This window comes from Paeniglutamicibacter psychrophenolicus (assembly GCF_017876575.1).
Lineage (GTDB): Bacteria > Actinomycetota > Actinomycetes > Actinomycetales > Micrococcaceae > Paeniglutamicibacter > Paeniglutamicibacter psychrophenolicus.
Genome location: NZ_JAGIOE010000001.1, coordinates 862,112 through 885,467 on the forward strand (window position 1 = coordinate 862,112; position 23,356 = coordinate 885,467).

The 23,356-nt window shown below is 66.0% G+C and carries 24 protein-coding genes and 1 pseudogene; 11 read left to right on the plus strand and 14 right to left on the minus strand.

All coding sequences use genetic code 11. The features are described from left to right. Nucleotides 1–388 precede the first annotated feature (388 nt). A complete protein-coding gene (locus tag JOF46_RS03765) occupies nt 389–598 on the plus strand; it encodes a hypothetical protein (protein ID WP_209906092.1) in 210 nt (69 codons plus the stop codon). 454 nt (nt 599–1,052) lie between these two features. Here JOF46_RS03765 and JOF46_RS03770 read toward each other — a convergent pair whose 3' ends face one another. Together JOF46_RS03770 and JOF46_RS03775 are read right to left on the minus strand one after the other, a co-directional pair. Further along, nucleotides 1,053–1,865, minus strand: a complete 813-nt coding sequence (locus JOF46_RS03770) for a 3-hydroxybutyrate dehydrogenase (protein ID WP_209906093.1) — start codon at nt 1,863–1,865, stop codon at nt 1,053–1,055. Nucleotides 1,866–1,917: 52 nt separating this feature from the next. After that, nucleotides 1,918–3,291, minus strand: coding sequence for an MFS transporter (locus JOF46_RS03775; protein ID WP_209906094.1), 1,374 nt, complete (start codon nt 3,289–3,291; stop codon nt 1,918–1,920). 155 nt (nt 3,292–3,446) lie between these two features. On the opposite strand from JOF46_RS03775, the gene JOF46_RS03780 reads away from it, so the two are divergent. Then, the gene (locus JOF46_RS03780) at nt 3,447–4,379 is read left to right on the plus strand and encodes a LysR family transcriptional regulator (protein WP_245347989.1); all 933 of its coding nucleotides are present in this window, start codon (nt 3,447–3,449) and stop codon (nt 4,377–4,379) included. Between the two features lie 25 nt (nt 4,380–4,404). Here the strand turns inward: JOF46_RS03780 and JOF46_RS03785 are convergent, their stop codons facing one another. Beyond that, nucleotides 4,405–5,364 carry a D-2-hydroxyacid dehydrogenase family protein gene (locus tag JOF46_RS03785; protein ID WP_209906096.1) on the minus strand — a complete coding sequence of 320 codons (960 nt, stop codon included), beginning with the start codon at nt 5,362–5,364 and terminating at the stop codon, nt 4,405–4,407. 528 nt (nt 5,365–5,892) lie between these two features. On the opposite strand from JOF46_RS03785, the pseudogene JOF46_RS22815 reads away from it, so the two are divergent. The 4 genes and pseudogenes from JOF46_RS22815 to gltS all read left to right on the plus strand — a co-directional run. Next, a pseudogene (locus JOF46_RS22815) lies at nt 5,893–6,138 on the plus strand (hypothetical protein); the annotation flags it as partial. A 46-nt stretch (nt 6,139–6,184) separates the two neighbouring features. Beyond that, complete coding sequence (locus JOF46_RS03795) at nt 6,185–6,757, plus strand: IclR family transcriptional regulator (protein WP_245347990.1); 573 nt, start codon at nt 6,185–6,187, stop codon at nt 6,755–6,757. Next, complete coding sequence (gene hutG, locus JOF46_RS03800; protein ID WP_209906099.1) at nt 6,754–7,692, plus strand: formimidoylglutamase; 939 nt, start codon at nt 6,754–6,756, stop codon at nt 7,690–7,692. Before JOF46_RS03795 ends, hutG begins: the two co-directional genes overlap by 4 nt. A 7-nt stretch (nt 7,693–7,699) precedes the next feature. Beyond that, on the plus strand, nt 7,700–8,977 hold the full coding sequence (gene gltS, locus JOF46_RS03805) for a sodium/glutamate symporter (protein ID WP_209906100.1): 1,278 nt from the start codon (nt 7,700–7,702) through the stop codon (nt 8,975–8,977). An 84-nt stretch (nt 8,978–9,061) separates the two neighbouring features. Here the strand turns inward: gltS and pcaC are convergent, their stop codons facing one another. The 10 genes from pcaC to JOF46_RS03855 form a co-directional block, all read right to left on the minus strand. Next, nucleotides 9,062–9,466 carry a 4-carboxymuconolactone decarboxylase gene (gene pcaC / locus JOF46_RS03810; protein WP_209906101.1) on the minus strand — a complete coding sequence of 135 codons (405 nt, stop codon included), beginning with the start codon at nt 9,464–9,466 and terminating at the stop codon, nt 9,062–9,064. After that, the gene (locus JOF46_RS03815; protein WP_209906102.1) at nt 9,463–10,278 is read right to left on the minus strand and encodes an alpha/beta fold hydrolase; all 816 of its coding nucleotides are present in this window, start codon (nt 10,276–10,278) and stop codon (nt 9,463–9,465) included. The genes pcaC and JOF46_RS03815 overlap by 4 nt, the downstream gene beginning before the upstream one ends. Beyond that, entirely contained in the window at nt 10,275–11,696 is a 1,422-nt protein-coding gene (locus tag JOF46_RS03820; RefSeq protein WP_245347991.1) for a lyase family protein, read from the minus strand. The genes JOF46_RS03815 and JOF46_RS03820 overlap by 4 nt, the downstream gene beginning before the upstream one ends. A gap of 177 nt (nt 11,697–11,873) precedes the next feature. After that, nucleotides 11,874–12,461, minus strand: coding sequence for a protocatechuate 3,4-dioxygenase subunit alpha (pcaG, locus tag JOF46_RS03825; protein WP_209906103.1), 588 nt, complete (start codon nt 12,459–12,461; stop codon nt 11,874–11,876). Further along, on the minus strand, nt 12,461–13,294 hold the full coding sequence (pcaH, locus tag JOF46_RS03830; RefSeq protein WP_209906104.1) for a protocatechuate 3,4-dioxygenase subunit beta: 834 nt from the start codon (nt 13,292–13,294) through the stop codon (nt 12,461–12,463). Before pcaH ends, pcaG begins: the two co-directional genes overlap by 1 nt. A 52-nt stretch (nt 13,295–13,346) precedes the next feature. Beyond that, nucleotides 13,347–14,543: a 4-hydroxybenzoate 3-monooxygenase gene (locus tag JOF46_RS03835; protein WP_209906105.1), complete on the minus strand. Its 1,197-nt coding sequence runs from the start codon at nt 14,541–14,543 to the stop codon at nt 13,347–13,349. Between the two features lie 236 nt (nt 14,544–14,779). Continuing rightward, nucleotides 14,780–15,826: a sulfate/molybdate ABC transporter ATP-binding protein gene (locus JOF46_RS03840; RefSeq protein ID WP_209906106.1), complete on the minus strand. Its 1,047-nt coding sequence runs from the start codon at nt 15,824–15,826 to the stop codon at nt 14,780–14,782. Further along, entirely contained in the window at nt 15,827–16,645 is an 819-nt protein-coding gene (locus JOF46_RS03845; RefSeq protein WP_209906107.1) for an ABC transporter permease, read from the minus strand. A 4-nt stretch (nt 16,646–16,649) separates the two neighbouring features. Further along, nucleotides 16,650–17,453, minus strand: coding sequence for a molybdate ABC transporter substrate-binding protein (modA, locus tag JOF46_RS03850; RefSeq protein WP_209906108.1), 804 nt, complete (start codon nt 17,451–17,453; stop codon nt 16,650–16,652). Next, entirely contained in the window at nt 17,450–17,860 is a 411-nt protein-coding gene (locus tag JOF46_RS03855; protein WP_209906109.1) for a TOBE domain-containing protein, read from the minus strand. The genes modA and JOF46_RS03855 overlap by 4 nt, the downstream gene beginning before the upstream one ends. Before the next feature lie 756 nt (nt 17,861–18,616). Between JOF46_RS03855 and JOF46_RS03860 the strand changes: the two genes are divergently transcribed. Further along, nucleotides 18,617–19,114 carry a DUF3237 domain-containing protein gene (locus JOF46_RS03860; protein WP_209906110.1) on the plus strand — a complete coding sequence of 166 codons (498 nt, stop codon included), beginning with the start codon at nt 18,617–18,619 and terminating at the stop codon, nt 19,112–19,114. 42 nt (nt 19,115–19,156) lie between these two features. On the opposite strand, the gene JOF46_RS03865 is transcribed toward JOF46_RS03860, so the two are convergent. Continuing rightward, nucleotides 19,157–19,627, minus strand: a complete 471-nt coding sequence (locus JOF46_RS03865) for a MarR family winged helix-turn-helix transcriptional regulator (RefSeq protein ID WP_209906111.1) — start codon at nt 19,625–19,627, stop codon at nt 19,157–19,159. 127 nt (nt 19,628–19,754) lie between these two features. On the opposite strand from JOF46_RS03865, the gene JOF46_RS03870 reads away from it, so the two are divergent. The 4 genes from JOF46_RS03870 (at nt 19,755) to JOF46_RS03885 (ending at nt 23,339) form a co-directional block, all read left to right on the plus strand. Then, the gene (locus JOF46_RS03870) at nt 19,755–20,687 is read left to right on the plus strand and encodes an SDR family NAD(P)-dependent oxidoreductase (protein ID WP_209906112.1); all 933 of its coding nucleotides are present in this window, start codon (nt 19,755–19,757) and stop codon (nt 20,685–20,687) included. Nucleotides 20,688–20,734: 47 nt separating this feature from the next. Continuing rightward, on the plus strand, nt 20,735–21,625 hold the full coding sequence (locus tag JOF46_RS03875; protein WP_209906113.1) for an amidohydrolase family protein: 891 nt from the start codon (nt 20,735–20,737) through the stop codon (nt 21,623–21,625). Beyond that, the gene (locus tag JOF46_RS03880; RefSeq protein WP_209906114.1) at nt 21,625–22,806 is read left to right on the plus strand and encodes an acyl-CoA dehydrogenase family protein; all 1,182 of its coding nucleotides are present in this window, start codon (nt 21,625–21,627) and stop codon (nt 22,804–22,806) included. Before JOF46_RS03875 ends, JOF46_RS03880 begins: the two co-directional genes overlap by 1 nt. A 77-nt stretch (nt 22,807–22,883) precedes the next feature. Next, nucleotides 22,884–23,339, plus strand: coding sequence for a MaoC family dehydratase (locus tag JOF46_RS03885; protein ID WP_209906115.1), 456 nt, complete (start codon nt 22,884–22,886; stop codon nt 23,337–23,339). Nucleotides 23,340–23,356: the final 17 nt, after the last annotated feature.

A 23,356-nucleotide genomic window follows, 5' to 3' on the forward strand; every position in this document is an offset into this window, starting at 1 on the left:
CCCCCGTTTGTTCTCGATGACCCATTCTGGCGTTCGTTCTGGGTCAGCCCCGCCGTCGGTGGATTGGCTGCAGTTGCGGCTGCAGGCATTGCATTTGGTGCCGCCTGGCAGACGGTCCGCGCATCCAGCAGGGGAGCCCGGAGGCAGGAGTGGTGGTACCGGGCAGAGTGGGCACTGAACTTGGCCGTCGCTGATGAGGGGAAGGCGCGGGATGTAGGAATTCGAGTTCTGGAAGTCCTCAATAAGGAAGCGACTGAGACGGAGGCGCAGATACTCGAGATGGTTACCGCAATATATTTTGTGCCGCAGGAAGTTGCTGAAGAGGCCGATGGATTCCCGGACTGAACTATTGGACAATCGAGGTAGGAAGCTGAGGGAGGCGCCACCGATGCGTGACACAGGTAAGAAATCGAGTATTTATGACTTGCCACGGCACCTGCCCTCGGGTAGTGGCCTGCTGAAGCGGATTGCTGAAGGGAAGGCCGACCCGATCACTGACTCGCAACGGGCGGGCGCCGCACGCATTCGCATTGCCAATGACAAGAAGCGAGGCGTGAAGTCGCCGCAGTGGCTTGTTGATCTGGCAAAGAATGCATGATTGCCAAGACAGATGGCGTTTGACTGTTCGGGGTTGACGTTTCAGCATGTGGAGGGGATTCTTGCCGGCCCCGTGGACATCTCCACGGGGCCGGGGCGCTGTAGAAGGTGCCGAGCAATTTTCGTTCACCAAGCCCGTCTGCGCGGCGTCACTCGCATCCGGGTGCCCGAGCACGGGCACATGACCAAGGCACCATTTTGAACGTGGCCCTGTGCGGGGTGTTGGCCAGGATTGAGCCGAGATTCGTGAGGGGCCGATGCTGACTACCAGCCATCCGGACGGCGCGTGCGGAGAGCTTCACCTCAGTGGAGTGACCGTTGCTGCGGGCACGATGCGGCTCCCGTTCACCAATTTCATGTCGGCCTTTGTGCCGCCCCGGCATACGCACCATGCGGGCGCAAAGGCCTGCCCAGTGCCTACGAGTGCCTGCATCGCGGCTCGTTGGCACGTGGAGTTATCGGGCCGACCAGCCGCCGTCCATCGCGTGGCTGGCGCCGGTCACCATGGACGCCTCGTCGCCGGCCAGCCATGCCACCAACGAGGCAACCTCCTGGGGTTCGACCAGGCGCTTGATGGCGCTTTCGGTCAGCATGATCCTGGCCAGCACCTCGGATTCGGGGATGGAATGGACCCGCGCCTGGTCCGCCAATTGCTTCTCCACCAGCGGGGTCCGGACGTACCCGGGGTTGACGCAATTGCTGGTCACCCCATGCTCGCCGCCCTCGAGCGCGGTGACCTTGGACAGCCCCTCGAGCCCGTGCTTGGCCGTCACGTAGGCGGACTTGAACGGGGAGGCACGCAACCCGTGCACCGAGGAGACGTTGATGATCCGCCCGAACCCCTGCGCGTACATCTGCGGCAGTGCCGCGCGGATGAGCAGGAACGGGACCTCCAGCATCAGGGTCATGATCCTGCGGAACGCGGCCGGATCGAAGTCCTGGATCGGGCTGATGTGCTGGATCCCGGCATTGTTGACCAGGATGTCCACCCCGTCGAGCGCCTCGGCCAGCCGCTCGTCGGTGATGGCCACCGGATCGAGCAGGTCTACCACCCAGCTGGAGCCGCCGACTTCCGCTGCCGCCGCCTCGGCACCGGCGGAGTCCCTGTCGGCGACGACGACGTGGGCGCCGCGGGCGGCCAGCGCCCGCACCACCGCCAGGCCGATCCCGCTGGCCCCGCCGGTGACCAGCGCCCGCCGGCCGGACAAGGACTGAAGAGCCGGTTGGAGGGCTTGCCGGGTCATCGGTCCGGATTCCTGGTTGGTCATGAATTTTCCCTTGTGTGGAGCATGTTGGTGCAATGTGCGGGCGTTGGGCGGCTCAGTTGCCGACCCTGGCGGTGTTCAGCCCGTGCTTGCGGGCATCGGCGTCGTCGATGTCCTGCAGCGAGGCACCGCGGGTTTCCTTCAGCGTGATGACCGCGACGGCGGTGATGGCACAGGCTCCCGCCACGTAGATGGCCACCGGCAGCCACGAGCCGAAGTCCTGCAGCAGCGCTGTCGCGATGATCGGCGCCATCGAGCCGGCAATGATCGAGGTGACCTGGTAGCCCAGCGAGACCCCGGAGTAGCGCATGCGGGTGGGGAACATTTCGGCCATGATGGCCGGCTGGCCCGCATACATCAGCGCGTGGAAGCACAGGCCGATGGTGACCGCGGCAATGATGATGATGGGGTTCCGGGTGTCGAACATCGGGAAGGCGAAGAACGCCCAGCTGGCCCCGAGCACCGCGCCGGCCAGGTAGACCGGCTTGCGGCCGAAGGCATCCGAGAGCCGGCCGACCTGCGGGATCACGATGAAGTGGATGACGTGGGCGACCAGCAGGGCCAGCAGCAGCTGGCTGGTGTCGTAGGCGTGCACGGTCTTGAGGTACACAATCGTGAATGACACGATCACGTAGTAGAGGATGTTCTCGGCAAAGCGCAGGCCCATGGCACCGAAGATGCCCTTGGGGTACTTCCGCACGACCTCGAGCACGCCGTAGCTGGCGGCCTTGTCGGCCTCGGCCTGGGCGCGGGCCTCGAGGAAGATCGGTGCCTCGGAAACGTGGGTGCGGATGTAGTAGCCGATGATGACGATGAACGCGGAAACCCAGAAGGCCACGCGCCAGCCCCAGGACAGGAACTGGTCGACCGGGAGGATCCAGCTCATGCCCAGCAGCACCAGGGTGGCCAGCAGGTTGCCCACCGGAACGGCGGCCTGCGGCCAGCTGGACCAGAAGCCGCGGGATTCGTTGGGGCTGTGTTCGGCCACCAGCAGCACGGCCCCGCCCCACTCGCCGCCCACGGCGAAGCCCTGGACGAAGCGCAGGATCACCAGCAACGCCGGCGCCCAGTAGCCGATCGAGTTGAAGCCGGGCAGGCAACCCATCAGGAACGTGGCGACACCGACCATGATGATGGTGACCTGCAGCGTGTGCTTGCGCCCGAGCCTGTCGCCGATCTGGCCGAACACGATGCCGCCCAGCGGCCGGGCGATGAAGCCCACCGCGTAGGTCAGGAACGCGGCGATGATGCCGTCCAGCTCGCTGTCGGCGTTGGGGAAGAAGAACTTGCCGAAGACCAGCGAGGCGGCGGTGGCGTAGAGGAAGAATTCGTACCACTCCACCACCGTGCCGACCATCGAGGCGGCCACGACCTTTTTCAACCCGGACGTTGTTGCCTTCGGGACGTCTGTCAGCTTGCTGGTGCTCATCTTTGCACTCCGTTGTTCTGCAGGTGTCAGCGTTGACGCCGGCCTTGAGGGGGGACTGTGTGCTGCCACACAGGGAAGCTTCACCCCAGTATGGACACGGCCGATGGTGTGCATCAATGACCAGTTGCGCAGTGATCGGGTGCACAATTGCAGATATGAACCTGAAGCCTCCGGGCGCCACGGCCCCGAACCCCGATGACCTGCTGGTCCTGCTTGCGGTGGCGCGCACCGGGCGGTTCACGACGGCCGCCGAGACCCTGGGCCTGAACCACACCACCATCTCGCGGCGGATTGCCGCGTTGGAGAAGGACCTCGGCGGCCGGACGCTGGCCCGCACCGTGGGCGGCTGGGAGCTGACGGAGCTGGGCCGGAAGGCCGTGCGGGCGGCCGAGGACGTGGAAACCGCGGTGGCCACCATCAGCGAAGGGGAAGCCGAGGCGGGCCGGATTGCCGGGGTCGTGCGCATCTCCGCCACGGATGGCTTCAGTGCGTTCATCATCGCGCCGGCCGTGGCGCAGCTGCGCCGGAAACACCCGAACCTCAGCGTGGAGATCGTCAACGTCACCCGACGGGCGCTGCAGCACCGCTCCGGGCTGGACCTCGAGGTGGTGGTCGGCGAGCCGCAGGTGCACCGTGCGGAGGCGATCCGGCTGGGCTACTACACGCTGGGCATGTACGCCTCCCGGCGCTACCTGGATGACTTCGGCACGCCGGCCGGCGTCAAGGAACTGAGCGCGCACGGGCTGGTGTACTTCGTCGATTCGATGCTGCAGGTCGACGACCTGGATGCCCCGCGGCGGCTGGTCCCGGGGATGCCCGATGCGCTCAGTTCCACCAACGTCTTTGTCCAGGTCGAGGCCACGCGCGCCGGCGCCGGGATCGGCTTCCTGCCCTGCTTCATGGCCGACCGGCACCCGGATTTGGTGCGGCTGCTGCCCGGGGACTTCGCCGAACGCCTGCCGTACTGGATGGTGCTGCGTCCCGACTCGCTGCGCCAGCCCGCGGTCGCCGCGGTGGCGCAGGCGTTGCGTCGCCGGATGCTTGAAGTCGAAGACGCCCTGCTGGGCAATGAAGTGCTGGATTCCTGATGACCGTGCGGGCGACGCCGGCGGGTCAGGCCAGCAGGTTGACCGGCGTCCCCGCCGCCCAAGCTGCGATGTCCTCGGCCGCTCCCGCGTAGAAGATCCTGAACTGTTCCTCGGTCACGTAGCCCAGGTGCGGGGTGGCGATCACCCCGGGCGTGTGCGCCAGCCGGTCGCCGGCGGGAAGTGGTTCGGTATCAAAAACGTCGATGGCCGCCAGTGCCGGGGCTCCCGTGTCCAGGGCGGAAACTAGGGCGTCCGCATCGACGATGGCGCTGCGCGAGGTGTTCACCAGGATCGAACCGGGCTGCATCAAGGCAAGTTCTTCGACTCCCACCGCGCCGGTGGTGCGTTCGGAGAGTTTCAGGTGGATGGTGAGCACGTCGCTGCGCGAGAACAACTCATCCTTCGACACCGGTTCGGCCCCGACCCCTGCGGCGCGTTCGGCCGTGAGGTTCTGGCTGTGGGCGATCACGTGCATCCCGAAGGCCTGCCCGATCCGGGCGACCTGGCTTCCCAGCCTGCCCAGGCCGTAGACCCCGAGGGTCTTGCCGGACAGCCCGGTGCCCAGGGTTTGCTGCCAGGGCTGGTCGGTGGCACGCGGTCGGTCGGTGGAGAACAGCTCCACATCCAGGCGGCGGGCGGCGGCCAGGATCAGCGCCCAGGTGTGTTCCACCGCGGCCGACGCGCTTCCCGCGGTGCCGCACACCGTGATACCCAGTTCCCGCGCCGCGTCCAGGTCGATGGAGGCGTTGCGCATCCCGGTGGTGACCAGCAGTTTGAGGTTCGGCAAGTCGGCCAACCGTGCGGCGGTAAACGGCGTGCGCTCGCGCATCGCCACCACCACATCGAAGTCCCGCAGGGCAGCGGTGACGGCGTAGTCCTCGTGTCCAAGGAACGCGGTGAAGAAAACGACCTCACCGGGCAGCGAGTCCCAGTCGGCGAGGGTGCGGGCAACGTTTTGGTAATCATCAAGGACGGCAATGCGCATGGCTTCATCCTAGACAGTGCCGGTGTGAACGGTGCGTAGGTGGAGGTTCGATGACGGGCGCCGGCAGTGGTGTCCCGATTCCGCTTCCGGCACGGAAGCCGCGTCCCCTGAAACCCGGCCGCGCTCCGACAAGGCTCTGGATCGCCAGTGAACCCTCTCGCGCCGTAGAACAAAAACGGATGCACGAACAGATTCCTCAAAACCCATTTGTGACGTTCTCCAGGACCGCCGAAGAATCTACTTTGTAGAACAATATTGCCTGCCGATCGGAATCCGGGGCTTGGGCGCGGAACCGTGCGGCAAGAATTGATTTGCCTTGATCGAATGATTGATCGAATTCTCCAGCTCTTGACGATATTTTGCGGGGTTTCATCTCGAATCGCCGCTGAACCAATCAAAAATTGGTGATACTTGGCACCTTTCGCTCTTGAGGATGAGAGCTAAATCGCTGCGCATAGTAGCGCCAATCACGCCCATGACCCTTATGTTTCGGTGTTTTACGCGACCGGAGGGCACTGCGGAAGAGCAATGGAGCTCGGAACCGGACCCCAGAACTGTTCCCTAGAATTCTCACTGGACGAGAAACAGCCCGTAAATCGGCGCAGTTGCCCGGCCGGAATACAAAGGCGCAGAGAACGAATCCGGAAAGGGGAAACAGTGGTCGGAATCGACAGCACGGAAGTGCAGACTTCACGGGTGTTGAAGGTCCTTGACGCATTGGCGAAAACACCCCAGGCGAGCGTGAAACAACTCGCCGCATCCACCCGGATCCCCGCGAGCACCATGTACCGCCTGCTGGCTCCACTGGTTGCCTCCGGCTTTGTGCAGAAGACCCCCCACCCGGCACTACTGCGCCGGCCCCATCGCCGTGGAGCTTGCCGAGCGCTATCGCGACGCCCACCCCGGAACGGGGATCTTGGCCTCCCACCTGCGCCTGCTCGCCGAAGCAACGGGCGAACTCGCGGCCTTCATGGTGGTTCGCGGAACCGAAGCCGTGTGCGTTGAGGCAGTTGAATCGCGCCACACGCTGCGGGCCTCCTACTCGGTGGGAGCCGCCGTGCCATTGCTGCGCGGAGCCACCGCAACCGCACTGCTCTCACGGATGCCGCCCGCCGCGCGCGGCTCCATCCTCGAGCACTACAACGTCCCGGCCGCGCAGCGGGCGGACATCGAATCCGCCTGCGCCCAGGCACAAGCCGACGGGTATGCGGTCAGCACGGGAGAACTGGACCCGGGCATCTGGGGAGTCAGCGTGCCGGTGCCCGATGGCAGAGGCCAACTGGCGGGCACGCTCACGCTGATGGCCCCCAGCGAGCGAAGCGGCCACAGGGAAGAAGAACTGATTGAACTTGTCCGCGGCACCGCGGACGCCTTGAGCGAAGGAATGCAATGACCTGGAAGGACGCCGGTTCCTGGGCCGGCCGCGACGACGGCCCCGGGGCGCAAAACGCGCGCTGGCACAGCACCATCAAACCGTGGAAGGCCGGAGAAGGCGCAGGAAGCGCGCTTCTGGGCTTCGCCAGCGACGAGGGCGTGCGCCGAAACAAGGGACGCACCGGTGCCAAGACCGGGCCCGGTGCGCTGCGTGCAGCACTCTCGAACATCTCGCTCCACGAGCCGGCCAACCTTTTTGATGCCGGAGACATTGCCGTCGAGGACCGGGAGCTTGAGGCAGGCCAGGAAGAGTTCGCCAACGCGCTGGCGGGCCTGCTGCGGGACGGACAGTTCACCGTGGGGCTGGGCGGCGGACACGAAATCACCTTCGCCTCCTACTCCGGCATCGCCAAGGCGCTAGGTGCCGACGGGCACTGGAGCCTGGGCTGCCTGAACATCGATGCGCACTTCGATTTGCGCGTCGCCGAGACGGCATCCTCGGGCACCGGATTCGCACAGATCGCCGAGGCCGAGGCCGCCGCTGGACGCACCTTCCGCTATGCGGCGGTAGGCATCTCCGAGGCGTCAAACACCAAGGTGCTCTTCGACCGTGCGGCGGAACTTGGCGTGCAGGTGCTGCTGGACACCGAATGCCACCTGGGGAACATCGACGCGGTGCGTGGCTTCGTTGCCGAATTCGCCGGCTCGGTTGACCATCTGTACCTGACCATCGACCTTGACGCACTGCCCGCGTCCGTGGCCCCGGGCGTCAGCGCCCCGGCGGGCTACGGCATCGGCCTGGAGGTGGTGCGCGCCATCGTGGTCGCGGCTTCCGCCAGCGGCAAGCTCATCCACGCGGACATCGCCGAATTGAATCCCGACTTCGACATCGACCAGCGCACGGCCCGCACCGGCGCCCGCTTGGTCAACGACCTGATTATGAACCGAGGCTAATTACTAGATGGATATACAACTTGACCTGGTGCAGAGTTCTGCGCTGGCAATGCTCCTGCTGGCCGGTGGCGAATTTGCCAGACGCCGGATTGGCTTCCTGCATCGCTTCTGCATCCCGGCTCCCGTGGTGGGCGGCTTCATGTTTGCGGTGCTGGTGCTGCTGCTGCGCCAAACCGATGTGGCGCAGATCCAGCTTGATACAACGCTGCAAACTCCCGCAATGGTCGCATTCTTCACAACCATCGGCCTTGCCGGTTCGTTGGCGACCATCAAGAAGGGCGGCAAGCTGCTGCTGATGTACCTGATTGCCTGCTGGTCACTTGCCATCATGCAAAACGTCATCGGCATGACGATGGCCAAGGTGGTTGGCGTTGAGCCGATGCTTGGCATCATGGCTGGTGCCGTGGCCCTTGAAGGTGGCCACGGAAACGCAGCTGCCTTTGGCCCCACGGCAGAGGCCATGGGCTTTGAGGGTGCAACAACCGTTGCCATCGCCGCAGCCACCTTTGGGCTGGTTGCCGGGTCCATGCTTGGCGGCATGACCGCCAACTACCTGGTGGCACGCCACAACATCGAGATCCCCGAAAAGGCAGGCGTGCTTGGCAAGCTTGCCACCGCCGGTGCCGTGATCAAGGAAATGGCGGTTGGCGATGGCAACAAGGGTTCGGTTGCCACGGTCACCCGAACCGAGGACGAATCCTCTTCCGATCGCGGAGCCAACTACGGCTCCTTGCTGACCGTCGTGGTGCTTCTTGCAACGCTCATGGTGCTTGGCACGGTCCTGGGAGACTGGCTTTCCGCGCTGACCGGCCTGACCCTTCCCGCCTATGTTGGTGCGATGATCGTTGCCGTGATCTTCCGCAACGTGAATGACAAGTTTGCCTGGTTCAAGATCAACGACGATGCGGTTGAACTGATCTCCAAGTTTGCCCTCGGCTTCTTCCTGACCCTTGCCATGATGAGCCTGAAAATGTGGGAGCTTGCCTCGCTGGCGGGCCCGCTGGTGATCATCCTGGTGGTCCAGCTGGCATTCATCTTGATCTTCGCGGTAGTCGTTGTCTTCCGCATGCTGGGCAAGAACTACGATGCGGCAACCATGGTTGCAGGATTCATTGGCCACGGACTGGGCGCCGCACCCAACGCGCTTGCCAACATGGATGCGTTCAACGCCAAGTTCGGTGTCCGCTCCGAACGTGCATTCCTGATCGTGCCGCTGGCAGGGGCTGTGCTCGTTGACCTGGTGGCGCTGCCATGGATCGTTTGGTGCATGAACCTGGTCAGCTGACGCGATGCGTTGATTGACGGCAATAACCGCGGCCCCCATGCATCTTGCGATGCGTGGGGGCCGCGGTTGGTCAACGAGGAAGTACTACGTGGTTTCGTTCTCGTATTCGGCCAGCACGTCCTTGCCGATCTTGAACGCGGTGTTGGCCGCCGGGACCGAGCAGTAGATGGCCGACTGCAGGAAGACTTCCTTGATCTCGTCCGCACTCATGCCATTGCGCAGCGCCGCGTGCACATGCATTTCCAGCTCTTCCCAGTAGCCGCCGGCGATCAGCGCGGTCAGCGTGATGGCGCTGCGCGTGGTGCGCGGCAGCCCGTCGCGGGTCCAGATGGTGCCCCACGCGTAGCGGGTGATCATTTCCTGGAACTCGTCGGTGAAGTTGGTCGAGTTGGCGGTGGCCCGGGCGACGTGCTCGCTGCCAAGCACCTGCTTGCGGACTTCCAGGCCGGCGTCGTAGCTGTCTCCGGGCAGGCGTTCGGAGGCGGTCATGCGGTCTTCTCCGCGGTGATGGAAGCGAAGAAATCGACCAGCAGCGCGGAAGTGGTCTCCGGGTCCTCGGCCGGGGCCAGGTGCGCGACGGTGTCGATGGTCGCTGCCGTGCCGTTGGCGGCGTGCTCGGCAATGAAGATGGCATCGGACGGCGGGCAGACCACGTCGTGGGCGCCGGCGATGGCCAGGATCGGGTCCTTCATGCCGGCCAGGGCTTCGCGCATGTCGTAGCCGGCAAGCGCGCCGCAGGCGTGGGCGTAGGAGAACCTGTCGGCGTCCTGCAGGTTGTGCAAAAGGTCGGTGGAGCGGACCGGGTGCGCCTCGATGTAGCCTGGGGCGAACCAGCGCTCGGCGGACCCGCTGAGCACCACCGGGGTGCCGGCCTTGGCGACCAGCTCGGCGCGATCGGCCCAGCCCTCGGGGGTGCCGATCTTTGCCGCGGAGCAGAGAACTGACAGCCCGGCGAAGGCGCCGGGGAAGTCGTTGGCCAGCTGCAGGGCGATGGCCCCGCCGATGGAGACACCGGCGTAGTACAGCGTCGCCTCCTGGGCGATGACCTCGTCGGTGCGCAGCGCATCGACCATCTCCATGACACCGGCGGCCAGCTCACCCATGCTGAAGGGCCCGGTGGAGGGCTCGGATTCGCCGTGGCCGGGCAAGTCCCAGGCCACCAGCTGGAAGTGGTCCTTCAGGTACGGGACGGCCGGGCCCCACAGGGCCAGCGCGCCGGTGCCCAGCGAGGGACCAAGCACCAGGGTGGGCAAGGCGCTGGCCGGGTTCAGCAGGGACGGGGTCAAGGTCGGGATGCTCAAGCGTTCTTCCAATCGTTGAAGTCGTCGCGGATGCGGTTGATGAAATCGTGGGCCGAGCCGAGGTAGCTGGCCGGGTTCAGCAGGTCGTCAAGGAACAGCTGGTTGTCCAGGTCCGAGGGCAGGACCCCCTGCAACAGGCTGCGCAGCGGGGTGCCGGTGCGCAGGGATTCGAGGACCAGTTCCTGCACCGCGGCCTTGCCGCCGGCCACCAGCGGCGAGGCGACGGTGGAGATCCGCTCGGAGACCAAAAGGTCCCCGGACAGGGCCATATTCCGGGCCATGGCCTCGGGGTGCACGCCCAGCCCGGAGGCCAGGACCGAGGCGTGGTGCGCGGCGCCGCCGGCAAGCCGGACGAGCTCCCGCAGGGCGGACCACTCGGTGTGCCAGCCGCCGTCGGGCCGCTCGTCCACGGCCGTGCCGGCAGCGGTGTAGAGGGTTGCAAGATGCGCGGGGGCGGCCAGTGCCGCGTTGCGCAGCAGCACCGAATGCACGGGGTTCTGCTTCTGCGGCATGGCCGAGGATCCGCCCTTGCCGGCCTCGCGGGGTTCGGACAGCTCGGCGATTTCCGGGCGGGAGGCGGTGAGCACGTCGGCGCCGAAGGTGCCGGTTGCCGCTGCCACGGAGGCCAGCGCGGAGCCCAGGGCAAGGACCGGCTGGCGGACGGTGTGCCACGGGGCCACGGGGACGGCCAGGCCGAGCTCGGCGGCGAGGTTGGCGGTGAGTTCTGCGGCGCGGGCCGAAAGCTGGTGGTCGGACTTGTACGGCAGGGCCGCGCCCAGGCGCTGGTGCAGCGAGGCCAGGGTACCCACGGCTCCGCCCCATTGCAGGGGCAGTTCGGCCGCGGCGGCGTCGAGTTGTCGGCCGGCCGCGGTGAGGGCGGCGAGCCAGTTGGCGGCGCGCAGCCCGAAGACTGTGGGCAGCGCGTGCTGGGTCAGTGAGCGGGCCACGCAGAGGGTGGCGGAGTGCCGGTGGGCGAGCGCGGACAGGGAGTCGGCGGCGGCGAGCAGGTCGTTGCGCATCGATGCGATGGAGCGGGACGCAAGGAGCATCAGGGCGCTGTCGATCACGTCCTGGCTGGTGGCGCCGCGGTGCAGGGCCAGCGCCGCGGTGGACGGGGCGCCGGAGGCGGCGAGCTGTTCGCGCATCATGCCCAGCAGCGGGATCAACGCGTTGGCGCCGTCGGGCCCGCGCCCGGCCAGTGCGCCCAGGTCGTAGAGCTCGACCTTGGAGATGGCGGTGACGGCATCGGCGTCCGCCTGGCTGCAGAGCCCGGCCTCGGCCTGGACCCTGGCCCAGGCGGATTCAACGTCGAGCATGCCCTGGGCGAAGGCGGCATCCGAGGCGGCTTCGGCAACTGGTGTTGCCGCCCAGGCGGGGGTCAGCAATCCGTAATCGACCGGGTACATTCGCTGCTGCATCTCCTTGGAAGGGGGCGGGACAAGGTGGCTTCTGCGGTTCCGGGGGAATACCCCGGGAACCACTGGGGGGTGGACCCCCCAAAGCCCCCGCGGTGCCGGAACCCGCATTTCCATCATCCCGGTTCGGGGACGGAACGGCGAGTTCCGCGGCAGGCGGGGGCCAAAGGGGTGCGCGTGTTACGACTCGCGCGGGTAGGAGAGGAACACCGTTTCGTTCTCGCCCTGCAGCGAAACGTCGAAGCGCAGCGAGCCGTCGGCCTCGCGGGTGGCGACCAGCGTCTTGCGGCCGGCCTCATCCAGCGATGCCAGCAGCGGGTCGTTGGCCAGCGCCGCGGTGTCCTCGGGCAGGTAGATGCGCGTGAACAGGCGGTTGAGCAGGCCGCGGGCGAAGACCGTGAGCATGATGAACGGTGCCTTGCCCTCCTCGGTGGCCCCGGGGTTCAGCGTGGTGAAGGTGTAGTGCCCGACGTTGTCCACCGCGGTGCGGCCCCAGCCGGTGAAGGTGTAGCCGTCGCGCACCAGCGAGCCGTCCTTGGCCACGACGTTGCCGTGCTCGTCGGCCTGCCAGATTTCCAGCAGGGCATCGGGGATGACGGTGCCGTTGCCGTCGGTGACGACCCCGTGCAGGCGGACGGCTCCGGGGCGGGCCTGGTTGACCAGCTCGTTGTCCTTGTCGAAGGGCAGTGCGTAGCCGTAGAACGGGCCGATGGTCTGTCCCGGGGTGGGGGCGAGCTCCAGCGCCGGTGCTGTGTTTGCGGTGGTCATTAGTTCTCTCCCTCTTCGTCTTCCATCCAGGTCCGGTTGCTGCCGGTGAGCACGATGTCCCAGTTGTAGCCGGTGGCCCATTCGTGGGACGTGATCGAGTGGTCGTAGGTGGCAACCAGGCGGTCGCGGGCATCCGCGTCGGTGATGGCCTGGTAGATGGGGTCGAGGCTGAACAGCGGGTCGCCCGGGAAGTACATCTGGGTGATCATGCGCTGGGTGAAGTCGGTGCCGAAGAGCGAGAAGTGGATGTGCGCCGGGCGCCAGGCGTTGTGGTGGTTCTTCCACGGGTAGGGCGCCGGCTTGATGGTGGTGAAGGAGTATTCGCCGTTGGGGCCGGTGATGGCACGGCCCACGCCGGTGAAGTTCGGGTCGATCGGGGCCGGGTGCTGGTCGCGCTTGTGGATGTAGCGTCCGGCGGCGTTGGCCTGCCAGACCTCGATCAGCTGGCCGGCCACGGGGCGGCCGTCGCCGTCGAGCACGCGCCCGGCCACCACGATGCGCTCGCCGATCGGCTCGCCGTTGTGCTGGATGGTCAAATCCGATTCCAGGGCGTGCACGTCGCGCTCGCCGAAGGCGGGGGAGTGCAGCTCGATGGTCTCGGGGTCCGCGTGGTGCAGGTTCTTGGTGGGGTGGCGCAACAGCGAGGAGCGGTAGGGCGCAAAATCGATGCGTGGCTGCGTCTCGGCCCTGGCTCCGTCAAGGACGGACTGCTTGTAGGCGGCGTGGATGTCGGTGATCTCGGCGGAGATGGCGTCCTGCGAGAGCGTCGTGGCTGCGGGGTCCAGCACGTGCGAATCGGTGAAGGACTCGGTCGAGGTGGCTTCGGTGCTCACTGCGTGCTCCTTTCGGTGGGGGGAATGCGGGAAATGGATGGAGGGAAGAAGGCTAGGAGTGGGGCCAGCCGGTGTAGGACTCGGCCAGGTATTGCTGCCCGTAACGCGAGGAGGTCACGGTGTCGAGCTCGCCCAGGGCTCGCTGGGCCATGAACGGGTCGGCGTTCACCGGGGTGTGCAGCATCGAGGTCATCCAGTAGGAGAAGTTCTGCGCCTTCCACACGCGCTTCAAGGCCGTGGCCGAGTAGCCGTGCAGCAGCGCGTCGTTCTTGGTGGCGTAGAAGGAATCCAGGGCCTCGAAGAGCACCTTGACGTCGGCGAAGGCCAGGTTCAGGCCCTTGGCGCCGGTGGGCGGGACGGTGTGCCCGGCATCGCCGATGAGGAAGAGCCGGCCGTGGGAGAGCGGTTCGCGGACGAACGAGCGGAACTTCAGCACGGTCTTGTCGAAGATCTTCCCGGTCTTCAGCGTGAACCCGTCGGGTCCGTCGACGCGGCGCTGCAGCTCGGACCAGATGCGGTCCTCGGACCAATCGTCGGTGTTTTCGTTGGGGTCGCACTGGAAGTACATGCGCTGGACGGTCTCCGAGCGCTGGGAGATCAACGCGAAGCCGTGCGGGGAGTTGGCGTAGATCAGTTCCTTGGAGGACTTCGGTGCCTCGGTGAGGATCCCGAACCAGGCGAAGGGGTATTCGACCTTGAAGTCCTTGCGGTTGGTTTCCGGGATCTGCCGGCGGCAGAAGGAACGCGAGCCGTCGGCGCCCACGAGGATGTCGCAGTGCACCTCGAATTCGGTGCCGGATTCGTCGGTGAAGACGAACTTCGGGGTGTCGGTTTCCAGGTCCATGAGCTCGGTGACCTCGCAGGAGAAGCGTACGTCCCCGGAATCGCGTTTGCGGGCAGCGGCGAGGTCGACGAAGACCTCGTTCTGTGCGTAGAGCGTGACGGTGGCGTCGACCAGGTCGGTGAAGTCCAGCGGGTGGGATTCGCCGTTGAAGCGCAGGTCGATGCCCTCGTGCTCGTCGCCGTGGGTCAGCACGCGCCCGTCGACACCGGAGTCCACGAGCATCTTCACGGCCTGGGCCTCGAGGATGCCGGCGCGGTGGGTGTTGCGGATGGTCTCGTGGTCGCGGGCCTCGACCACGATGTTCTCGATGCCGGTCTTGGCCAAAAGGTGCGAGAGCATCAGGCCGGCGGGGCCGCCGCCGACGATGCCGACCTTGGTCTTGAGGATGGTGCGCTCTGTGGCCATGGGGCGATCGAGTCCTTAGATGCTCGGTGGCGTTTCCCCGTGGACTGCCGTGCACCGTTGCGCTGGACGCCTGGGGGAGGCCACATGAATGTGATTCGTCTGCAAACAGTCTGTGGGCGCGGGCACACAAAGCACATGCCCTATCTCATTGAATGAGAATATGATGGGCGGGCGCGGACCTCGCCCGAGGGCTGGCGGGCACCTGGAGCGTGCAACAGTGTGAGGGGTGCCGGCTGTCAGGTGCCGTAGAGGGTGACCGCGGTGGCCTTGAGGACGAAGTACGCCTGCGTGCCGGGAACCAGCCCGAGGTCGGCCAGCGCCGCCGGGGTGATGTCAGCGGCCAGGTCGCCGGCCCGCACGCGGATGGCATCCCCGTGCGGTTCCAGGTCGGTGATGGTGGCGCGAAGCAGGTTCCGCGGGCTGCCGTGCGGCGGATCCAGGTACACGGAGACCGCCGAGGGTCGGAAGGCCGCAGCCGCCGGGTCGCCCGGGGACAGCGTCTCCTCCGCGGCTCCGCTGACCAGCCCGTAGCGGGTCTCGATCCCCTCGGCGCGGGCGGTTCCGGTGAGCAGGTTCAGTCCGGCGAGCCCGGCGGCAAAGCGCGAGCGCGGCCTGTTGAGCACCTCGCGGGTCGCCCCGGCCTCGGTGATGCGCCCGTGCTCCATGACGATGACCGCATCGGCGAGCATCAGGGCGTCGAGCACGTCGTGCGTGACGATGATGGCGTTGCGGCCGGCCAGCACGTGCTTCAGCAACCGGCGCATCAAGGGCGCGGCATGGATGTCCAGGGCGGCCATGGGCTCATCGAGCAGCAACAGGTCCGGCCCGGCAGCCAGCGCCCGGGCCACCGCGACCCGCTGGGCCTGCCCGCCGGACAGCTCCCCGGGACGCCTGGACTCCAGGGCCCCGGTGTCGGTGGAGGCAAGCCATTGGCGCGCCAGGGCCCTGGCCTTGGGGCCGGGCGTGCCGGTGCTGCGCGGGCCGAAGGCCACGTTCTCCAGCACGCTCAGGTGCGGGAAGAGCAGGGGTTCCTGCGCCAGCAGCGCGGTGCCCCGGGCATGCGGCGCCAGCCAGGCCGGCCTGGTGGAACCGAGGTCGAAGAGGGAGCGCTCGCCGATCCTGGCGCTGCCGGAATCCGGTCGCAGCAGCCCGGCGATGATGGCCAGCAACGTGGACTTGCCCGCCCCGTTGGGCCCCAGCACGGCCAGGGTCTGTCCCGGGGCCATGTCCAGTGCAACCTCGAAGTTCCGGGATGCCAGCGCGGCCTCGAACCTGAAACCCATCTAGCTCGCCTCCGCCATCGATTTCTGCCGATGCGGGGAGCCATAGGACAGGGCCACGACGATGACGGCCACGGCAACCAGCACCAGGGACAGCGCGACGGCCGCATCGGCGTCGGTCTCGCGCTGCAGGTAGATTTCCAGCGGAAGGGTCCGGGTGACGCCCTGCAGGGAACCGGCGAAGGTCAGGGTCGCCCCGAATTCCCCGAGGCTGCGGGCGAATGAGAGCACCGCTCCGGAGGCCAACCCGGGAAGCACCAGCGGCAGGGTCACGCGGCGCAGCACCGTGCTGGGCCGTGCCCCCAGCGTTGCGGCGACCGCCTCGTACTTGCCGCCCGCGGTGCGCAGGGCGCCCTCGAGGCTGACCACCAGGAAGGGCAGCGCGACGAAGGTCTGCGCCAGGACCACCGCGGTGGTGGAGAACGCGATCTGGATGCCGGCGATTTCCAGGTACCGGCCCAGCAGGCCCTGGCGCCCGAAGGTATAGAGCAGGGCGATGCCGCCGACCACCGGCGGCAGCACCAGTGGCAGCAGCACAAAGGCACGCAGCACCCGTTGGCCAGGGAAATCCCCGCGGGCCAGCACCAGGGCCAGCGGAATGCCCAACACGATGCACAGCGCGGTGCTGGCCGTCGAGGTGCGCAGGGACAGGCCCAGCGCGGTCAGCGAGGATTCGGAGGTGATCAGCGGGATGAATTGGGCCCAGTTGATCTTCACGGCCATGGCAACCAGCGGGAGCATGACAAAGAGCGCGCCCACGGCCGCAAGCGCATAGATCCAGGGTGGTACGGCGGTGTATCCGGTGCCGCTTCGACGACGCATCCCTCTAGCCCCTCGGGGTTCCGAAGCCGGCGGCGGCCAGGATCTTTTGGCCCTCGGGCGCGGTGACCGAGGCGATGAATTCGTTGGCCAGGTTCTTGTTGGGGCTCGTTCCCACGGTGGTGATCGGATAGGTGTTCGCCGCGGCGGAGGACTCGGGGAACTTGATGCCCTTGACCTTGTCCCCGGCAGCCAAGACGTCGGTGACGTAGACCAGCCCCGCGTCGGCCTCGCCGCTGGTCACCTTGCCCAGTACGTCGGTGACGGAGGATTCCTCGCTGACGGGGGCGAGCATCACTCCGGCGGATTCCTCCACGGTCTCGGTCGCTGCCCCGCACGGGACCTGCGGTGCGCAGATGACCAGCTTGAGGCCGGGTTTGGCCAGGTCGGCAAGGGAAGCGATCGAGGCCGGGTTGGACGGGGGAACCACGATTTGAAGGGTGTTGGTGGCGAAATCGACGGGCGTGCCCGCAACCAAGCCGGAATCCTGCAGCTTGGACATGTTTTTGGTGTCGGCCGAGGCGAAGACGTCGGCCGGGGCCCCTGCGGTGATCTGGGTGACCAGGTCCGAGGAGCCGGCAAAACTCAGGTGGACGGTGGTGCCGGGGTGGCTGGCCTCGAAGTCGCCGGCCAGCTGCGTGAACGTGGATTTCAAGGAGGCCGCGGCAAAGACCGTGATGCTCCCGGCGGTCCCGGTGGCGGGGGAGTCGGGCGAGGCGTCGCTTGCGGTGCTCGCGGAGCACCCGGCAAGCGAGGCAATGAGCGCCCCGGCCAAGAGGAGCCTGGCGATATTTTTGCCGGCCGGACTCATATCGCGATCTTTCCCTGCGGGGATTCGATGATGACGGTGGTCGCCTTGACCACGGCGGTGGCGATCGACCCCGGCTTGAGGTCCAGTTCCCGGGCTGCCTCGCTGCTCATCAGGGAGACCACGCGGAAGGGGCCGCATTGCAGCTCGACCTGCGCCATGACGGTGTCCATGGTGATGGCGGTGACCAGTCCGACGAACCTGTTGCGCGCCGAGGAGCCTGGCCGCGAAGGGTCATCGGGCAGGTGGGCCTGGTCGCGGGCGAGTTGGGCCAGCTCAAGGCCGTCAACGGCCAGGCGGCCGGAATCGTCCTTGTGGGGTGTCAGATTGCCGTTCTCGGTCCATCGCCGGATGGTGTCGTCGCTGACTCCCAGAAAACGTGCGGCTTCGGAAACCCGGATCTTCGTCATACCCACATACTGCCGCATATGAGGACCGGTTGATCATATTCAGCCGTATTTCTGGCTAATGGTGGCGTTTTTCTTGGAAAACACGGGTCGCCAACCGATATGCGTTAAGGTCCTGCTCGGAGCCATGGCATCAGTAACAGCACCGGTGCGGCTGCATGGGCAACGCACGGATCCAGCTCGTTCGGACCATCGGGGCCGCAAAACGGGTCCAAGCCTTCCTGTTCGTTGTCTGACCGGTTATCCGGGGTTCTTTGGTTATCCACAGCGTGTTTGCTTCGCTGAACTGTGGGAGAGGCTGGGACGTAGATTCGGAGCATGAACCGGCTCGAATCGATCCTGGTGTGGATGAAGCCGGGAGCGGATGTGGGGCTGGTGGATGAGCCATTACTGGTGCCAGCAGTTGCGACAATCGCTGTCGGAGCCGCGGTCGTATCCTGATCGGTGCGAACTAGAGCACAGCTTCCGCCGAAGAATTCCGGCTTAAAAAATGAGATCGCCGCGATTCCGAGGCGATCTCCGAACCCCTAGGGGAATATACGTCAATGCTGGCTTCGATATCGTGATGCGGCAACAGGGCGATGTGTTTCTGGTGCTGCGCCATTGCTGGTTCCAGCTGTTGCAGCATTCACTGTCGGAGTCGCCTCTGAGTCCGGGTTAGTTGCAAACTCGACCCACCTCCACCCCATCGGAGGAAGCCGATCACTAGGTCGTCAACGCTGTTGACGGCGGGCAGTGGCAGCGGCCATGATGCTAACCATGACCCATGTACCGTCGCTTGAGCCGCTGCGCTCGCCGTCCGCACCCGCTCTGGAGTTCCGCTTCCGCATCGATGCGCATGTTGACCCCGAAATCCCCATCGACGACCGGTCCGCGGGGGAACTGGAATTCATTCCCATTACCGGCGGCAGTGTTGAAGGTGCCTTGAACGGCACCGTGACACCCGGAGGGGACTGGTGCCTGGGCAAGGATCCATCCACCTATCGCGTGGAGGCCAGGTACGGACTGCGCCTCGAGGACGGGGGCTATGTCGACGTCCACAACATCGGGATGCTCGACGAGTCGCGGTTCGCCAGCGATGCCGGGGAGGGCGCACCCTATTTCATGACCAATCCGGTGTTCCGCACCGCCGCGCCCGGGCTCGACTGGTTGAACCGGTCGGTGTTTGTGGGGCAAGCCCAGGTGCTCGAGGGCCTCACGCGCATCGATGTCTTCGAGGTCGTTTTCCCGCGGCAGGACGGGCAGCCGCCTGCCTAGGCAGCCGCCGGTGACGGTGCTGGAGCCTTCCCGAAAGTGCGCTCAGCTGGCAGGGAACGCGATGCGGGAGAGCAGGCCGCGCAGGGTTTCCTGTTCTTCCTTGCTGAGCCGCTCCATGGAACGGGCCTCGCCCTCCGCGGTGGCCTTGCGCGCCTTCTTGTAGAGCTTGGCGCCGTCGGCGGTGCCGGAGATGACCTTGGAGCGGCGGTCGTTGGGGTCGGGTTTGCGCTCGACGAGCCCGCGGTTCTCCAGCTGGTCAACCAGCGGCACGATCTGGCTCGGGTCCAGCGAGAGGAATTCGGCCAGCTCGCGCTGGGTGGGTGCCAGGCCGCTGCAGGCCAGTGACAGCACCGAATAGGAGCGGACCTTCAGCTCGAGCGGTGCCAGCAGTGCATTGGCTCGCATTGAGCCAAGCGACCGGGTGCGGGCGGTAAGGAATTCGATTTCTGCGGCCAGTTCGCTGCCCAGGAATCGCTCGATGCCGTTCGCGGTGCTCCCGTTGTTGGATGCCATGGTGCGCTATCTCCAGATCGGTAAATTATTTAATCGTTGACTTTTTCAAGAGTTTACGTTGTCATGTATATATCAAGGTTCCCACGCCGGCGGCGGCGGGAGCAACAAAAGTTTTGAAGGAGCAGGCATGCCACTGGCTGGAAAAGTTGCAATCGTCACCGGCAGCGGACGCGGACTCGGACTGAGCTACGCGCAGGAACTGGCCCGCCAGGGTGCGGCCGTCGTGGTCAACGACGTCGACGCCGACGTTGCGGCCGAGGCAGTCGCCTCGATCACCGCATCCGGCGGCAAGGCCGTGGCCGTGGTCGCACCGGTGGGTTCCACCGAAACCGCCAAGACCCTGGTTGCAGCTGCAGTGGAAAACTTCGGCGGACTGGACATCCTGGTCACCAACGCCGGGGTGCTGCGCGACAAGTCGATCCTGAAGATGACCGACGAGGACTTCGACATGGTCATCAACGTGCACCTGCGCGGCACCTTTACCTGCGTCCGCGAGGCCTACGCCTACTTCAAGGAAAACAACGTCGCTGGCCGCATCATCACCATCGGCTCGCCGACCGGCCAGCGCGGCACCTTCGGCCAGACCAACTACGCCGCGGCCAAGGCCGGCATCGTGGGCATGGTCCGCACCTGGGCACTGGAAATGAAGCGTGCCGGCGTCACCGTGAACACCGTGGTCCCGGTGGCGGCAACCGCCATGACCAAGACCGTCCCGTACTTCGCCAAGGCCGTCGAAGCCGACGAGCGCGGCGAAGCCATGCCCGACTTCTTCCGCAAGACCCTGGGCTTCGGCACCGCAGACGACGTCGCGGGCCTCATCGCGTTCCTCGCCTCGGATGCCGCGGGCAAGATCAACGGCCAGGTCATCGGCGCCGGTGGCGACCGCCTGCAGCTGTGGAGCCACCCGGAGGCCGTGGCCACCGAGTTCCGCGACGGCGGCTGGGACACCGCAAGCCTCGCCGAGTCCTTCGAGTCCCTCTTCGGCGACAAGCTGCAGTCCGTGGGCGAACGTTTCCCGGAGCTCCCGGCCGAGCTGGCGCCCGAACCGGCCGCCAAGTAACTCCGAACACCGAACAACCAGGCAACCAGGAAGCGCGCAGGTATCCCATGAGCGTTCGTTACGAGTCGGCGATCGACCTTGAAAAGGTCAGCGCCATCGACATGCACGTGCACCTCGAAGTCGACGAGTGCGGCCACAAGGCCATGCCCGAGGACCTCTTCGAGGCCTCGGCCGCCTACTTCAAGTCCGCCGAACGCACCCCGTCGGTGGACCGGATCGCGCAGGTCTACCGCGAGGCGGGCATGGCCGCGGTGCTTTTCACCGTTGACGCCCGCACCGCGCTGGGCCACGAACCGAACTCGATTGATGACTTGGTCGCCGGGGCGACGCGGAACAACGACGTACTGATCCCCTTCGGCTCCGTCGACCCGCGCACCGGGGAAGCGGCGATCATTGAAGCGCGCCGCCAAGCGAACGAGCTTGGCGTGCTCGGTTTCAAGTTCCACCCCTCGCTGCAGGGGTTCGACCCCTCGAATGAGGAGTTCTACCCGCTCTGGACGGCGCTTCAGGAGCTCGGCTTGCCGTGCATCTTCCACACCGGCCAGAACGGCATGGGCGCCGGGCTGCCCGGCGGGCGCGGCATCAAGCTGCGCTACTCCAACCCGTTGCTGCTCGATGATGTTGCAGCGGACTTCCCGAATCTCACCATCATCATGGCCCACCCCTCGGTGCCGTGGCAGGACGAAGCCAACTCGATCGCCACGCACAAGGCCAACGTCTTCATCGACCTCTCGGGCTGGAGCCCGAAGTACTTCCCGGCATCGCTGGTGAAGATGGGCAACAACGTGCTTTCGAAGAAGCTTCTTTTCGGCACCGATTACCCGCTGATCACCCCGGAAAAGTGGCTCGGCGCCTTCGCAGAACTGCCGTTGAAGGACGAGGTGCGCGGCGGCATCCTCAAGGACAACGCGGTGCGCGTGCTGGGACTGGGGAAGTAGTGGGCAGTTTCTACCCCAGCGACCAGTATGGCTTTGCCTCCCTGCTCACTGGCGCCGAACGTTCTGCGTTGCTGCGCCTGCGCGGCGTGCTCGACGAGCATGTCCGCCCCGTGGTCAACGAATACTGGGAGCGCGGGGAATTCCCCACCCAGGTCATCGCGCCGTTGGTTGCGCAGGACCTGATGAACCCGGCCGAGGTGCTGGCCGCCGGCGAAAAGGTCCGCGGGCTCTACGCAGGCTTCCGCAACTTCGAGCTGGCACGCGTGGATGCCTCGATCGTGACGTTCTACAACGCGCAATCGGGCCTTTTCCGCACCACCGTCAACCTCGGCGGCAGCGCCGAACAGGTCGCCGAGCTCGACCCGAGGATTGCCGACTACAGCTACAAGGGCGTCTTCGCGCTGACCGAGCCGGAACACGGTTCGGACATTGCCGGCGGCCTGGAAACCAGTGCGGCGTTCGACACGGCAACGGGCAGCTGGAGCATCAGCGGCGCCAAGCGCTGGATCGGCGGGGCGGCGCAGTCCGACGTGCTCGCGGTCTTCGCCCGCGACACCGCAGACAACCAGGTCAAGTGCTTCCTGGTGCCCACGGATTCGGAGGGCATCACGCTGTCCAAGATCCTGCGCAAGACCTCCCTGCGCATCATGCAGAACGCCGACATCAAGCTGGAGAACGTCACGGTGCCGGACTCGGCACGCCTGGCGAACATCAACTCGTTCGCCGACGTGGCCGCCTGCCTGCGCAACATGCGCTCGGATGTCGCCTGGATCGCCACCGGGGCCGCGGCCGGTGCCTACGAGGCGGCACTGAAATACGTCACGGAGCGCCACCAATTTGGCAAGCCGCTGGCCTCGTTCCAGCTGATCCAGGAGAAGCTGGCCCGGATGCTCACCAACGTCACGGCGTCCCTGTCGATGGTGGTCAGCCTGACCCAGGCGCAGGACGAGGGCATCTACAAGGACGAGAACTCGGCCATGGCCAAGATGTTCACCGCGCGCATGCTCCGCGAGACGGCGGCACTGGCGCGGGAGGTCTGCGGGGGCAACGGCATCGTGCTCGACTACGACGTCGCCCGCTTCCACGCAGACGCCGAGGCCATCTATTCCTACGAGGGCACCGACGAGATCAACGCGTTGATCCTGGGCCGTGCCATCACCGGAATCGGGGCCTTCCGCTAGGAGCGGGTCCCGGCACCACCAGGTTTTTAGCCAAACACCTCAATACCAACCACTTGCATCAATAAGGAGAACCCATCATGGGCCAGACAGTACTTTCCTACGAGCAGCTTGCCAACGCCGCCGGCACCGACCTGGGTTTCAGCGACTTCCGCACCGTCACCCAGGACCAGGTCAATACGTTCGCCGATGCGACGGACGACCACCAATGGATCCACACCGATCCGGAAAAGGCCAAGGACGGCCCCTTCGGCGGTCCCATCGCGCACGGATACCTCTCGCTGAGCCTGCAGATCGCCTTCTGGTCCGAGCTCTTCGACGTCACCGGCGTCTCCACCCGCGTGAACTACGGGCTGGACAAGGTCCGTTTCCCGTCGCCGGTGCCGGTCGGTGCAAAGATCCGCATGAAGGCGCAGATCGCCGGGGTCGAAGAGGTCAAGGGTGGTTACCAGATCGCCGTCGACCAGGTCGTCGAGGTTGAGGGTGCACCGAAGCCCGCTGTGGTGTCGCGCGGGATCTACCGCTTCTACGCCTAGGCCATTTTCCCCGTCCC